At 35.4% G+C, this 14083-nt stretch carries 19 protein-coding genes; 2 read left to right on the top strand and 17 right to left on the bottom strand.

The window, feature by feature from the left end; translation table 11 throughout:
* Positions 1 to 209: 209 nt before the first annotated feature.
* The 15 genes from D569_RS0121640 to D569_RS0121570 form a co-directional block, all read right to left on the bottom strand.
* On the bottom strand, positions 210 to 602 hold the full coding sequence (locus tag D569_RS0121640; RefSeq protein WP_018934536.1) for an Asp23/Gls24 family envelope stress response protein: 393 nt from the start codon (positions 600 to 602) through the stop codon (positions 210 to 212).
* Between the two features lie 25 nt (positions 603 to 627).
* Complete coding sequence (accC, locus tag D569_RS0121635) at positions 628 to 1989, bottom strand: acetyl-CoA carboxylase biotin carboxylase subunit (RefSeq protein ID WP_018934535.1); 1362 nt, start codon at positions 1987 to 1989, stop codon at positions 628 to 630.
* 12 nt (positions 1990 to 2001) lie between these two features.
* The gene (gene accB, locus D569_RS0121630; RefSeq protein ID WP_018934534.1) at positions 2002 to 2499 is read right to left on the bottom strand and encodes an acetyl-CoA carboxylase biotin carboxyl carrier protein; all 498 of its coding nucleotides are present in this window, start codon (positions 2497 to 2499) and stop codon (positions 2002 to 2004) included.
* A gap of 204 nt (positions 2500 to 2703) precedes the next feature.
* Positions 2704 to 3315, bottom strand: coding sequence for a SpoIIIAH-like family protein (locus D569_RS0121625; RefSeq protein ID WP_018934533.1), 612 nt, complete (start codon positions 3313 to 3315; stop codon positions 2704 to 2706).
* A gap of 20 nt (positions 3316 to 3335) precedes the next feature.
* Positions 3336 to 3980 carry a stage III sporulation protein AG gene (gene spoIIIAG, locus D569_RS0121620; protein ID WP_018934532.1) on the bottom strand — a complete coding sequence of 215 codons (645 nt, stop codon included), beginning with the start codon at positions 3978 to 3980 and terminating at the stop codon, positions 3336 to 3338.
* 1 nt (position 3981) lies between these two features.
* Positions 3982 to 4593: a stage III sporulation protein AF gene (spoIIIAF, locus tag D569_RS0121615; protein WP_281169083.1), complete on the bottom strand. Its 612-nt coding sequence runs from the start codon at positions 4591 to 4593 to the stop codon at positions 3982 to 3984.
* Positions 4594 to 4605: 12 nt separating this feature from the next.
* Positions 4606 to 5769 (bottom strand): stage III sporulation protein AE, encoded by a 1164-nt coding sequence (spoIIIAE, locus tag D569_RS0121610; protein WP_018934530.1) that lies wholly within the window; start codon positions 5767 to 5769, stop codon positions 4606 to 4608.
* A 15-nt stretch (positions 5770 to 5784) separates the two neighbouring features.
* Positions 5785 to 6177, bottom strand: a complete 393-nt coding sequence (gene spoIIIAD / locus D569_RS0121605; protein ID WP_018934529.1) for a stage III sporulation protein AD — start codon at positions 6175 to 6177, stop codon at positions 5785 to 5787.
* 6 nt (positions 6178 to 6183) lie between these two features.
* Complete coding sequence (spoIIIAC, locus tag D569_RS0121600; protein WP_018934528.1) at positions 6184 to 6390, bottom strand: stage III sporulation protein AC; 207 nt, start codon at positions 6388 to 6390, stop codon at positions 6184 to 6186.
* A 14-nt stretch (positions 6391 to 6404) separates the two neighbouring features.
* Entirely contained in the window at positions 6405 to 6920 is a 516-nt protein-coding gene (spoIIIAB, locus tag D569_RS0121595; RefSeq protein ID WP_018934527.1) for a stage III sporulation protein SpoIIIAB, read from the bottom strand.
* A complete protein-coding gene (gene spoIIIAA / locus D569_RS0121590; RefSeq protein WP_018934526.1) occupies positions 6917 to 7834 on the bottom strand; it encodes a stage III sporulation protein AA in 918 nt (305 codons plus the stop codon). The genes spoIIIAB and spoIIIAA overlap by 4 nt, the downstream gene beginning before the upstream one ends.
* 852 nt (positions 7835 to 8686) lie before the next feature.
* Positions 8687 to 9244 (bottom strand): elongation factor P, encoded by a 558-nt coding sequence (efp, locus tag D569_RS0121585; protein WP_018934525.1) that lies wholly within the window; start codon positions 9242 to 9244, stop codon positions 8687 to 8689.
* Positions 9245 to 9265: 21 nt separating this feature from the next.
* Positions 9266 to 10336: a M24 family metallopeptidase gene (locus D569_RS0121580; protein ID WP_018934524.1), complete on the bottom strand. Its 1071-nt coding sequence runs from the start codon at positions 10334 to 10336 to the stop codon at positions 9266 to 9268.
* Between the two features lie 17 nt (positions 10337 to 10353).
* Positions 10354 to 10785, bottom strand: coding sequence for a type II 3-dehydroquinate dehydratase (gene aroQ, locus D569_RS0121575; protein WP_018934523.1), 432 nt, complete (start codon positions 10783 to 10785; stop codon positions 10354 to 10356).
* Between the two features lie 49 nt (positions 10786 to 10834).
* The gene (locus tag D569_RS0121570; protein ID WP_026287429.1) at positions 10835 to 11332 is read right to left on the bottom strand and encodes a YqhR family membrane protein; all 498 of its coding nucleotides are present in this window, start codon (positions 11330 to 11332) and stop codon (positions 10835 to 10837) included.
* A gap of 215 nt (positions 11333 to 11547) precedes the next feature.
* On the opposite strand from D569_RS0121570, the gene D569_RS0121565 reads away from it, so the two are divergent.
* A complete protein-coding gene (locus D569_RS0121565; protein WP_018934521.1) occupies positions 11548 to 11937 on the top strand; it encodes an SA1362 family protein in 390 nt (129 codons plus the stop codon).
* Between the two features lie 16 nt (positions 11938 to 11953).
* Here the strand turns inward: D569_RS0121565 and D569_RS0121560 are convergent, their stop codons facing one another.
* Positions 11954 to 12847, bottom strand: a complete 894-nt coding sequence (locus D569_RS0121560) for a patatin-like phospholipase family protein (protein ID WP_018934520.1) — start codon at positions 12845 to 12847, stop codon at positions 11954 to 11956.
* A gap of 69 nt (positions 12848 to 12916) precedes the next feature.
* Entirely contained in the window at positions 12917 to 13330 is a 414-nt protein-coding gene (gene mntR / locus D569_RS0121555) for a transcriptional regulator MntR (protein ID WP_018934519.1), read from the bottom strand.
* 176 nt (positions 13331 to 13506) lie between these two features.
* Here mntR and D569_RS0121550 point away from each other — a divergent pair, with 176 nt between their 5' ends.
* Complete coding sequence (locus tag D569_RS0121550) at positions 13507 to 13902, top strand: rhodanese-like domain-containing protein (RefSeq protein WP_018934518.1); 396 nt, start codon at positions 13507 to 13509, stop codon at positions 13900 to 13902.
* The last annotated feature ends 181 nt before the right edge of the window (positions 13903 to 14083 follow it).

Genomic DNA, 14083 nt, shown 5'->3' with positions numbered 1-14083 from the left:
TAAGGCCGTGCCCGTGGAAAGCGAAGTATCTTGCCGGAGCGCATGTAAGAACTCATCAAAATGCAGTACAGGAAGAGAGCAAATTCTTGTCATGTTATTTCGCAGTTTATGTATTCTTTCCTAATTTTATATTTTGAAGATAAAAATGAATAAAAGTCCTATCAGAATATTCTGTAGGACCTTTATCCAGCTATAAGTAATATTAAACATTACTCATCTTTTTCATCATTCACCTGTTCCATATGAACACCTACGACATGGACGTTAATTTCTTTAATTTGAATGGCGGTCATATTTTCGATTGCCTGCCTTACATTCAATTGTATTTTCTCAGCAACAGTTGGAACTGAGTGACCATAATCCACGACAATATATACATCTACAGACACAGTATCTTCGATCAAATCGACTTTAATCCCTTTACCATGTGCTTTTTTCCCTAATCGTTCTGCTACTCCCGTCGCAAAATTTCCTCTCATACTGGAGACACCAGATACTTCAGTAGTGGCAATACCAGCAATCACTTCTAGTACATCAGGTGCAATTTCTACTTTTCCTAAAGGAGTAGATTCACTAACATTAAGTAATTGGTTTTCAGCCATGATAAACACCCCTTTTTGACTAAAATTAGTCTTGCTCTTCTTCCATTATACTATACTTTTCTAAAAATCTTGTATTAAAATCACCATCAACAAATACAGGGTGTACCATCATTTTTCGATGGAATGGAATTGTAGTATAAACACCTTCTACTACAAATTCATCGAGTGCTCGTTTCATCCGATCAACCGCTTCTTTTCTTGTCTTGCCATAAATAATTAATTTCGCAATCATCGAATCGTAATATGGAGGGATTTGATAGCCTGGATATGCCGCTGAATCGACTCTAACTCCTAAGCCTCCAGGTGGTAAATACATGTCGATTTTACCTGCTGATGGCATAAAATCTTGTTCAGGATTTTCTGCATTAATACGGCATTCCATTGCCCATCCGTTAAATGTAATATCTTCTTGTTTATAGTTTAGTGTTTCATTATTAGCGATATGGAGTTGTTCTTTGATCAAATCCACACCTGTAACCATTTCAGTAACCGGGTGTTCTACTTGTATACGAGTATTCATTTCCATAAAGTAAAACTTGTTTTCTTTTTGATCAAAAATGAATTCAATTGTTCCTGCACCAGAATATTGAACGGCTTTCGCAGCTTTTACTGCTGCTTCTCCCATTTTCTTTCGCATATCTTCATCTATTGCTGGTGATGGTGTTTCTTCAATTAATTTTTGTAACCTTCTTTGAATAGAGCAATCACGTTCTCCAAGATGTATTACATTACCATGATTATCTGCTAGAACCTGAATTTCGACATGACGAAAGTCTTCGATGTATTTTTCTAAATACACACCTGGATTTCCGAACGCTTTTTCAGCTTCATTCTGGGTTACACGGATACCTTTTAGCAACTCTTCCTCGGTACGGGCTATACGAATACCTTTACCACCACCACCGGCAGTGGCTTTAATAATAACAGGAAATCCGATTTCATTTGCTACCTTAAGTCCTTCTTCTTCGTCCTTAATGATACCATTTGACCCCGGAACGACTGGAACACCAGCTTCTCTCATTGTTTCTCTTGCTACATCTTTTGTACCCATTTTTTGGATAGCATAGGCACTAGGACCAACGAACGTTATATTACATGCATCACAGATCTCTGCAAAATCTGCGTTCTCTGATAAGAATCCGTAACCAGGATGGATCGCATCCGTATCTGTTAATGTTGCAACACTCATAATATTAGTAAAGTTTAAATAACTGTCTGTACTTAATTTTGGTCCGATACAATATGCTTCATCCGCTAATTGTACATGCAATGCATCACTATCAGCTTCTGAATATACTGCCACCGTTTCTATGCCCATTTCCTTCGCAGATCGAATAATTCTGACTGCTATTTCTCCACGGTTAGCAATTAACAGTTTCTTAATCACAATGTCATCCCCTTATGCCTTCTTAATTCGGAATAATGGTTGGCCATATTCCACTAATTCACCATTTTCAGCTAATATTTCAGTTATTGTGCCATTTACATCTGCTTCGATTTCATTAAATAATTTCATCGCTTCTACGATACATACAATGGAATCCTCATTTACTTGATCTCCAACCTGCACATAGACGGGTTTATCTGGTGATGGTGAACTATAGAAAGTACCTACCATAGGTGAGACAATTTCATGATCATAATCCGCTTTTGGTTGTGGTTCTTCTTTTGTTTCTGTTGCTTCTGTTGTTACTTCTGATTTTGTTGTTGTTTCCGCTTTTGATTGTGGTATTGTTTCTTGCGGTTGTACGACAGGTTGCGATACTACATTTGTTTTCGAATCACCTGTATTTTTCTTCAGTTTAATCTTGGCACCACTAGCCTCATAAGAGAATTCTTCAATAGTTGATTGATCTAATTTTTCAATTAATTGATTGATTTCTTGTATTGTTAACATGTTTGCACCCCTTCATCTTTTGTTACAATTAATAACAGGTACTAATAACTCCTTCTAACATTTTACGCAATAGATATAAAAACTGCAACCCATTGTTTTAATTATGACGAAACATCACAGTTAATTCAAATGGACTCCAAATAAAAATGTCCTCGAGAGTTCTCAAGGACAAGTTAACGGATATTTAAACGGAAGACAACGGATTTAGCTTGACTTATAATTGACTTCAATTTTTATTTCACCAAATTCATCTTTTGCTTGTTGAATGATTTGATTTGCTTCTGTCGCTGAGAGACTGTCAGCTTGAACGGATATGACGAGACTATTGTCTGCTACATTGCGAACTAGAACCTCTTCATAACCATTTGACTTTAGTTCTTCTTCTAAAATGTTTTCTTTTGTATTTAGCGTATCTATTTCTTTCATAGCTTCATAAGCTTCATTCTTCTCATCTGAACTACTCTCACTTGAAGCAACAATTTCTTCCAGTCTTTCTCTTTCTGCACTTCTTTGATTGGTAATTTCTATGCGGGTTGCTGTAAAATAGTCGTTAGTGTTAATCGATGATGTATTTAAATCATCCATTTCCGTTTCTTCTTCAGCGGCATCTTCTTCCATACTTGCTTCCTCTGTCTCTTCTAAATTTGAATCATTCATTAATTGATCTAGATTGGATGATGATGTCGTTTGATCTTGCTCCTCATCAGCATCAAAATAGGCTAAATCTCCTTCAGTTGGTGCATTTAAATAGTACACACTTAATACAATCATTAAACTTAACATCGTTAACAACCAAACAGTTTGCTTTTTTAACATCGTTTCCCCTCCTAATAAATCTATGTGTTTTTCGGCATAACCGATACTCGGTGTGCCGGTACATCCAATACTTTGGACACGGCTTCTAACACCCATTTTTTAACTTCTAGGTTGTCCACGCCATCTGCAACTACCAGTACACCTCTCACTTGTGGTTTTTTGGTTTGAACTAATAATGGTGTTTCTTGTTCCCCTTGACGAATAATGACAACTGTTTGTTCTCTTGTTTCGTCATCAACTTTTCTTGTACCACCATTTTGATCTGATTCATTTGTTATTTGTGAACCAATTACTAAGTTTTTCTCGTAGACTCGTTCATTAGTTGCGTCTAAATTAACCATCACTTCCACTTCAGCTACACCTGTTATTTTCTCCAGTAATTGGACTAAGTCACTTTCATATGCTGCCTCTAAATCTCCTATCTTTGAAGTTGCATCAGATGTATTGGATTGGTTCCATGTTTCACTTTCTTCATCTTCTGATGATGATTCCATCATTCTTGGAGGATCAGTTAATTGATTATCTGGTTGATCTGAACTGAATATATTACTAATTAACAATATAAAAACTGCTATTAACACCAGCAAAGCAATATATTGCATCTTCGTAGGTTTTTTGTCTTTCATTTTTAGATTTGATAAAAACTTTTCCATCCATTTAGGCACCTTATTCCTCCTTCCATCTGATATGAATTATCTCTTCCTCTACTCCCCACTGATCAGCTAAGAAATTTTTTATTTCATTTGCATCATCTGGCGGAGATTCAGAAGTTTGAGGTAATGAGTCACCAATTTGTATATGCACCTCTTCAACTTTAGCAGAATCATCATCCATCGTGACAAGCTGTACATATATACGCTCTAGTTCATTTTCTTCAGAAGTTGGATGACTAGCCCAATCTACTTCCATGTCCTCAATTTGATAATTGTACGTCTCCTGTAACTCCTCCTCTACTATATTTTCCATTTGGACAACCATCTCTTCTAATACATATGCAGCTTGTATCTTTTCTATTTCACTTTTCTGCTGATTCATTCCATTTTCTATTTCGGATTCAACAGATGAATCGCTATTTGTCGGAATTATTTGATCCACCATTTGGTGAACATTCACATTAAAAACAGACAACAATGGTTGCAAAATAATTAAAATAAGTAATAATCCTACTACTAATTTCACATATTGTTTTAATGTAGAACTGGGAAGAATAAGATCAACAATCATTGCAAGAATCATATAAATGATAATTTGTAATATCCAACTTGATAGGTACTCAATGATTCTCCCCTCCTATCTCACCATCATCGTTAAATTACTAGATATAATAAGAATGACTATCGTGAAGAAAAACATAAAGGTAACTAATAATAGTGCAGCAAATAAGTAAAGGATATGTTTGCCGATAATATCCAAGCATTCTATAACCGGTCCATCACCAACGGGCTGTAGAATAGCTGTCGCCACTTTATACATTAAAGAGATGGTGAAAATTTTAATCGCAGGGAACAATACGATTCCAATTAAAATGACGACACCAATCATGCCAATTCCATTCTTAATCAAAATGGTAGCACTTAAAACGGTATCAGTTGCATCTGTAAAAATCCTGCCGATTACTGGGATGAAATTACCGGTTACAAACTTAGCTGTTTTCATCGCAATACCATCTTGAATTGCGCTAGCAGCTCCTTGTACGGATATTACCCCAAGAAAAACGGTCAGTAAAATCCCCATCAAGCTAATAGCTATATTTTTGATTAAATTTGCTAATTTAGTCGCTTTATACTCGGTACTGATCGTACTAACAATTTGAAGAATAGCTGAGATTAATATTAACGGTATAACAATTTTGGAAATGACAAACACACTTGTATGAATGAGAAAAATGATGATAGGATGAAAAAATGAAATCGTTACAAGATGTCCAAGTGATGCTAATATACCTAGTAACATGGGCAATAAAGCTATTAAAAAACTTTGAGCCATATCCACTGTATCAAGCACATAATTCGTTGCGAGCTGGAAACTTTGTAATGCCATAATAATCAGCATCGTATAAACAATCGCATAGGCAACTTTACTAACGACTTGCTTTTCGAATGCGTTTTGTATGGTTTGTAAAACTAAACAAAATAATGTTAACAGCATTAACGTCCCCAGTAATTTACCATTCTCTACAATCTCATAAAAGAAGAAGCGGAGAAACCCTTTCAACCATTCCTTAATCGAGAGGCCTCCTTCTCCTTTTACCATGGACCATAAATTTTCTTTATTAAGCTCCGGGAGTGCATCGTTATATTGATCCCCTAAATAATCCCAATATCCTTCTAATTCGCTCCCTTCAATCATCTGTTGGTAGGCATCTGTTTGGTCGGTTACATCTGCTGCAAGTTGTATTGGAATAAGAAAGAAGAAAAGTGCGAAAATGATAGCAAATTTTCTAGTAAAGTTCATGTATATCCTTCCTAACTATGTGATCGGAAAAATATTTATTATCGTTTCAATTAAAGATTTAAATATCGGAATAGCTAAAATGAGGATAAACACTTTTCCTATCATTTCTATCTTGACAGCAATCGATTCTAAACCAGCATCTTTAACGATGTTTGCTCCAATCTCAGTAATATAAGATATCCCTATAATTTGAAGTATAGTCTTAATATAGATTTCATTAATATTTGCCTGTTCACCTAAATAAGTAATGAGTTGAAGAATTTCTTGTACATATTGAATAACGAAGATGAAAAAATAGAGAACGGTTAAAACAATTACAAGAAACGCAATACTGGGCTGCTTGTCCTTTAATAATAAAAATAGTACGGATGCTATAATTCCTACACTGATTACTTCAAAGATTTCCATAAACCATTATCCTTTTAGAAAAAATACAGCTCTTATCTGCTGGAATAGATCCGAAATACTGTTAAGCACAAACAACAAAACAATGATAAACCCTACCAAGCTTACAAATTGAGCATATTCCTCTTTCCCCATTTGCTTTAATATAGTATGAATCATCGCGACGATAATTCCGATTCCTGCAATCTGAAATAAAACACTTGTATCTCCAATCACGTGATATCTCCTCTCTATAGCAAGAGTAAAACGATAAATGTACCAACCAAAAAGCCAATACTTCTTGACATTTTTCCATAGCGATGATTCTTTTCTTCAGCCTCTGTCAGTTTTCTTTCTAAATGATTAATAGTTAAGCGAATATATTTTTGTTGTTGAACAATATCATGCTGTCCCAACGTTCTGCCAAATTGTTGAAGAATTTCTTTATCTTCAAATTGAATCGGATGTTTCTGATAAAACTTATCCACGTGACTTTCCCATATTGGATAAAGCTGTTCTTTATCTTCTTGGATATCCGCCGCAATCTGCTGAAAGAGAGCAGAAATTGGGTTAGGTATTTGATTTGCGACAGAAGTTAAAGATTCTTTAATAGTTGCCTGACTATAGACTATTTCTGCCTCTAGAATTTGCAGGGCATTTTTGAACATTCGGATGAATCTTGGTCGATTAGCAAGGTTTTTAGCATACTCATGCCCAGTCCAGGTTAAAGATCCTATGATGAATAAACACGCCAGAAGCCTGATCATAATATCACGCTTCTTTGATAAAGAGGTTGTCCTTTATCATTCAAAATTTCTGTTACTTCTCCTGCTTGATGCTGATTCGACAAGATAACAAAACGTTGAAATATGTTTTTTTGTAATATCTTTTGAATCGTTGGTCGCTCGCTAATATCAGCTAATGACCTGCCATGAACGGTACAAACTATTTGCACTCCAGCATGAATCACTTCGTCAATCGCTTCGGCATCCCGTTCACTTCCAATTTCATCAACAATAATGACATCGGGAGACATCGAACGAACAAACATCATCATTCCTTCTGCCTTTGGACAGCGATCTAATACATCAATTCTGGGAGCTAATAAATGCTGCGGGACACCATTAATGGAAGCGCAAATTTCAGACCGTTCATCGACAATAGCTGTTTTAAGTTCAAGCTTTGAACTGGCACTTGCGCAATAATTGGCAAGATCTCTTAAAAATGTTGTTTTACCTGATTGTGGTGGGCCTATGATTAGTGTATTTTGGATGGTATCTGTCATAAGGTAATGTAAATAAGGTTGAATAATACCAAATTGAGGTTTGGCAATCCTTATGTTAAAGGAACTGACATGGTGTATCGCCTTCACTTGTTTATTTTCTAAAATGACAGAACCTGAAATACCTATTCGGTGACCACCTTGAATCGTTATAAATCCATGCCTTAACTCTTCTTCAAGTCGATATAAAGAAAAGTCACTAATTTTGTTTAGAAACATTTTTGCATCCGACTGGCTAAAAAATGTCTGTTTTAACCACGTTACTCGTCTGCCATCATTTAACTCAACTGGTTGATTTACTCTTAGTCTAATCTCCTGTATATCTATATCTTCCTTTACCAGAAAAAAGTCAATTTGTTCAGAGATATGGCTCGGAAGTATTTTCAAAACACTCTCCATAAACATTGCCTCTTTTCCATAAGCTATTTCTATAAACATTCTATGCGAGTCACTAATAGATATAACCAAAGATAGACAAGAGTATATGAAAAACTTGACCAATCACCAAATTCTCAAAACAAAAACCTTTGTTTTGTACCTGGTTCATATAAAAAGAGTCGAACAACATGCTGCGACTCCAATTCTTTCATATGTCGTATTAGTAGATACAAACTGCGAAGTAATGTGGTAATTAGATGTGCGGGTCACCTAAGAAATAATTTTGAAATATATCGTGATGATAACTACCACTCCGGCTGCCCACTTCCCTTTCCGTGGGGTTTGCTTTTTCGAGCCAAAACCGCTCGAAAAAGTGGATCTTCAGGTCAAACAATTCCCACAGGAGTGGAAGTGGACGGCCTTCGTTAAAATATGCTCCACAACACTAATCAGAAATCAACCAGTCCATTTCTCCACCATATTTAGCGTAGGGTACGACTATGCTAAAGGAGCATTCACACCCAATTAGTACTGTAATAAAACAGAAAATTTTAGTTCCATGAGTTCATTCCTTTCTATAATCAGATAACAAAAATAGCGTAGGCAGAATACGGAGACTCCTGTGGCACAGCGAGGGCTAAAGATCCACTTTGCAAAGTGGGTTTCTTTGCAAAGTTAGCTGAAGCCGAGCCCACGGAAAGCGCAGTATTCTGCCGGAGCGTATAGCAGCACTCATCAAAATGCAGTACGGGAAGAGAGTGAATCCATGTCTTAGTTACTTCGCAGTTTATGTATTTTGTGCTTGACTGTTTATAAAAGAAAAAACTACTAAGTGAAGCTCACTTAGTAGTTTTTTCTCTTTCTATTCTAATATTATGCACGGGAGACGTATTTGCCGTCTGCTGTGGAGATTACTAGTACATCCCCTTCATTAACAAAGAAAGGTACTTGAACGGTTAAACCTGTTTCTAAAGTTGCTGGCTTAGTTCCGCCGCTTGCTGTATCACCTTTTATCCCAGGCTCTGTTTCTGTTACAGTAAGCTCAACATTATTAGGTAAGTCTACCCCGATAGTTTCCCCTTCGTATGTTAAAATGTTAACTTCCATGTTTTCTTTAATAAATTGCAGTTCACGTTCAATCTGATTTGCTTGTAATTCTGTTTGTTCAAATGAGTTGGTATCCATAAAGGTATGAGTATCACCAGAACCATATAAATATTGCATCTTTCTATTTTCGATGTGGGCTCTATTTACTTTCTCTCCACCTCGGAATGTCTTTTCCTGAATATTACCATTTCGGAGGTTACGTAATTTGGAACGCACAAATGCAGCACCTTTACCAGGTTTCACATGTTGAAATTCCATTACTTGCCAAATACCTCCATCTACCTCAATGGTTAGTCCTGTTCTAAAATCATTTACTGAAATCATCAAATTCCTCCTCAAAAATGTTTACGATACTGATAAACGAATTAAGTCTTTCGGTGAATGCGTTAGCCGTTCATTGCCATCTTCTGTAATTACAATGTCATCTTCTATGCGGCATCCCCCAACATTAGGTACATAAATTCCCGGTTCAACTGTTACCACCATGCCTGGTTCAAGCACTGCATCTGAACGGAACGACAAACCTGGCATTTCGTGTACATCTAATCCAAGTCCATGACCTGTTGAGTGACCAAAGTATTTACCATAGCCTTTTTGATCAATATGATCTCTAGTTAAGGCATCAGCTTGTTTGGCAGTTATTCCCGCTGTTATTCCTTCTACACCTTTTAACTGTGCTTCAAGAACTGTTTGATAGATCGTCTCTAATTCTTCTGATATATTCCCAACGGCTAGTGTTCTGGTAATATCGGAAGCGTATCCTTTATACATCGCACCAAAGTCCAATGTTACTAATTCACCAGACTGAATTTCTTTTGCTGATGCTACACCATGCGGCAATGCAGATCGGTAACCGGAGGCAACGATAATATCAAAGCTAGATGATGTTGCACCTTGCTTTCTCATAAAGAACTCTAATTCATTAGAGATATCGATCTCTTTTACTCCCGGTTTTATGTAATTTAAAATATGGTCAAACGCATCATCGGCAATTTTACAAGCATCTTTTATTATATTAAGCTCATCTTGATCTTTAATCAAGCGTAATTTCTCAATTAATCCATTTGAGGGAACCAAGTTTGCTTTGATTGCTTCATTATATTTTTCATATGAACCATATGTCAGGTCATCTTTTTCAAATCCAACCATTTTGATTTGTAATGACTCTACTAATTCCGCAATGGTGTCTTGAATTGGTCCTTTATGTTCTTTAATATCAAATCCTTTTACCTGTTCACTGGCTTGCTCCATGTAACGGAAATCAGTAACAAAGATTGCATCACTACTAGTTACAAGCGCTACGCCTGAAGTACCTGTAAAACCAGTAATATATCGTCTATTAATCGGACTGGTTATTAATAATCCATCGATATTTTCTTGCTTTATTACATTTTTTAATTTCTCAAGCCGCTTCATCCCTAACTCCCTTTCTATCAATTATTTTCTAAGAAATACATTGCTGCTAATTGATACCCTTTAGTACCTAAGCCAACAATTTGACCACTACAGACAGGAGCTAACATAGAAGTATGACGAAATGACTCTCGCTTATGTACATTTGATATGTGTACTTCAATAACTGGAACAGTAATGGAACTAATAGCATCTCTTAGCGCAATGCTAGTATGTGTATATGCCCCTGGATTAAATATAATGCCATGATATTTTCCTTCTGCCTCATGTATCCAGTCAATTAATTCACCTTCATGATTGGATTGCTTGGCATCTAAATAAACTTGATAAGGTTCTATTAGATCACGTACTTTATTCTCGATATCCTGTAATGTTTCATTGCCATATAGATCAGGTTCTCGTTTTCCTAAACGATTTAAGTTCGGTCCATTTAATAAGAGTAACTTCCCCATTTCCTTCACTCCATCCCACAAGCTTTCTTCACCATCTTAACATAGTTGGTTAATTATTTTCACCTATATGTTGCTGATAAGCAAAAGAAATAGAATATGCGATAAATACACTATATAAAATGAATAAACAAACAGTAGTCACCACTGTATCACTATCTAACTCAAAAAACGGTGGTATATTTGTAAAAATCGGTTCTAACAACCAAAAAACAATAAACCATAAAACAATTCCAGCCAATATGCCTGGTAACATACCTGGAAACTTTTTCAATAAAACATAATATAATAATGCTAATCCTATGGATATTAGACTGATAATCAATACAGAAATAAATTGGCCTAACCATTGATCAGACCATGCTGACTGTAACCAAGGTCGTAATATTAAACTCTTCGGAGTTACTTCTGTAAAGTTAAAGTAACCTGCAATGGCTGCAATTGTCCCCCAGATAAGCCCACCAAAAAACCCGATACTAATAGTTTTTGGAATTAAAGAAGTTTTGTCTTGTTTATTTTCTTTAAGATAGACACGTCTCAATATAATCACCTCAAAAAATAGGCTAACCAAAATCAACTTTTTCATGCTAAATGTACTTAAGATCTAGTTATTTTGCTATTTTTCTAATACAATAAAAATAAAGCGCTTTAATATCGTTGTTGCAAGTATTTAAAAAAATTTTGTATAAAATCCAACAAATAACGGGTATAACTATAGAAAGGACTTTAAATCGTGTATACTTTTATGTAAAGGAGGAAGCTTAAATGAATCGAAACATAGGTTCTATCGTTGTTTATGCATTAATCGGTTTAGCTGTGTTCGGTTTTATCTCTTTCTTAATTACTGACACACTCGGTTTACTTAAATTCCTATTTATATCCTTGTTGATTGGTGCAGCAATTTTTGGTTTAGTGTACTTCTTCTTTCTAAGAAGACGAACACCTAATGAATTGAGAAAATACCGAAAAGCTGTAAAACAATCGAAACAAAAATATAAATATCAGCATCAAAATAAGCACACGCAACCTAGTCCAATCAAACAAAATATCTCACTGAAGAAACCAAATCGACCATTAAAAACTAGAAAAAATCACACTCACTTGAGAGTCATTGAAGGAAATAAGCAAAAGAAAAAGAACAGAGCGTCGTTATAATGCGCTCTGTTCTTTTCTATAGGGACCACTTAGACAAAAACTTGATTGTCCTCTGGTACCCTAATTCCATTAATTCCTGTTTTTTTTCTAATGATATATTAAATTCAGTAGCACTCACATCATCAATCGGAAAAAACAAAATATCTTTCGCTACATTTTCTGAAATGTATCTCGTGTCATAGGCTTTTCTCATCGTACCTATTACCGCCTTTAACATATCCACAGCATTTTTAATTTTGTTATTGTAATAATATTGCGCAGGATCTGTTAATTGTAAACCTAGAATCGGGCGATCACGTTTTCCATTATCTCGATCGAATAACCATAATGGGAAATTACTTGAAATCATGCCATCGACAACAATACTTTTCTGTCTTGTGAGGGGATTGATAATTTTAGAAGGTCGAAAAAAATAAGGTATGGAGATACTGCTACGAACAGCTTTGGCGATGGGAAAATAACCTGCATCAATATGGTAATTTTTCTTCAGATCATCCGGAAAGACTACCACACGATTTAATGTTAAATCTGCTGCAACAATCTTCAATTTATCTGAAGGAAGATCAGAGAAAGATGTCAAACCTTTTTCCATCAGTTTTTCATTCAACCAATCTTCAAAATAATTTCCTCGATATAAGCCCATGGTGTTATATAAGGTTAGCCATTTTATAAAAGGAAACATGCTACTCCATTTCGATTGATCAAGGAATTTTTCAAGTGGCAAATGCAAAAAAATTTCTTTCATTTCTTTTGCTGTATAACCAGCCGCAATAAACGTAGCAAATAGGGCTCCAGCAGATGTACCAGCTACTCTTTCAAATTGTATGTTTTTTTCATCGAATGCTTGGATCGCCCCTAAAAATGCAAAGGCTTTAACACCCCCACCTGAGAAAACACCATCAATTTTCATGATATCACCCTATCTAACCGGTATCACATTATATATATACATTTGTACCAGTAGATAGAACTTGATAATCTAGTCCTTTTTTGACTGAAATTCCCTTAATTCTTTTGCTCGTTTAGGATTTTCTAAAAATTGTACCACATTACCAATGCGATCAATTGAATTCCAGCTTAAGTGATGTTCAATTCCTTCAACATCGGTATAAATATTTTCTTCATCAACTCCAATAATTCTAAGGAATTTTTCCAACAATTCATGTCGATATACTAATCTTTCCCCTACTTTTTTACCTTTTGAGGTTAAGATTAGCCCTTGGTATTTTTCATAATTCAAATAGTCATCACGGTCTAACTTTTGCACCATTTTCGTCACAGATGACGGCTGTACTTGTAAAGCTTCGGCTATCGCAGATACTCTTGCATATCCTTTTGTTTCCATTAGTATATAAATCTGTTCTATGTAATCTTCCATTGTCGGTGTAGGCATATACATCCTCCATTACTATATATATTATGTAAATAAAAGCATACAATAGAATGACAGGTGAGACAAGACATCTTTCTTAAAATCCTTAAGTTCAAAATTTTTTTCTTTATTTCACACTATTAAATGGTATAATCCTTTTTAGAGGATTTAATAGAAGACATTGGGGGATTCAAAAAATGACAGAATTATACATTCTTATCGGTATACTAATTGCCTTTATTTTATTTACCGTATACCGCTATTTTAAACAAAAAAAGATACTAAAAGCCCTAACGGAAAATGAATTTCGTGAAGGTTATCGTAAAGCACAACTTATTGATGTGAGAGAACCGAAGGAATATGATGGAGGGCACATTCTTGGTGCAAGAAACATACCATTAACGCAATTAAAACAGCGTTTAACAGAGCTGAGAAAAGATAAACCTGTTTACTTATATTGCCAGAATGGTTCACGCTCCATGAGAGCGGCATTAATTCTTGATAAACAAGGATATAAAGACCTCTATCAGTTACAAGGTGGATATAAAAAATGGACAGGTAAAATTAAGAAAACAAAAAAATTAGATTATTAAGCAAAAGTCGAGTGCCCACACTCGGCTTTTTAATATTCATATTAACCCCCTCTCCACACCAAACAGTATCCATATACTGCGAAATAACATGACAAGAATTTGCTCTCTTCCTGTACTGCATTTTGATGAGTTCTTACATGCGCTCCGGCAAGATACTTCGCTTTCCACGGGCACGGCCTTA

This window comes from Gracilibacillus lacisalsi DSM 19029, from assembly GCF_000377765.1.
GTDB lineage: Bacteria > Bacillota > Bacilli > Bacillales > Amphibacillaceae > Gracilibacillus > Gracilibacillus lacisalsi.
This window is presented reverse-complemented; position numbering and strand designations above follow the sequence as displayed.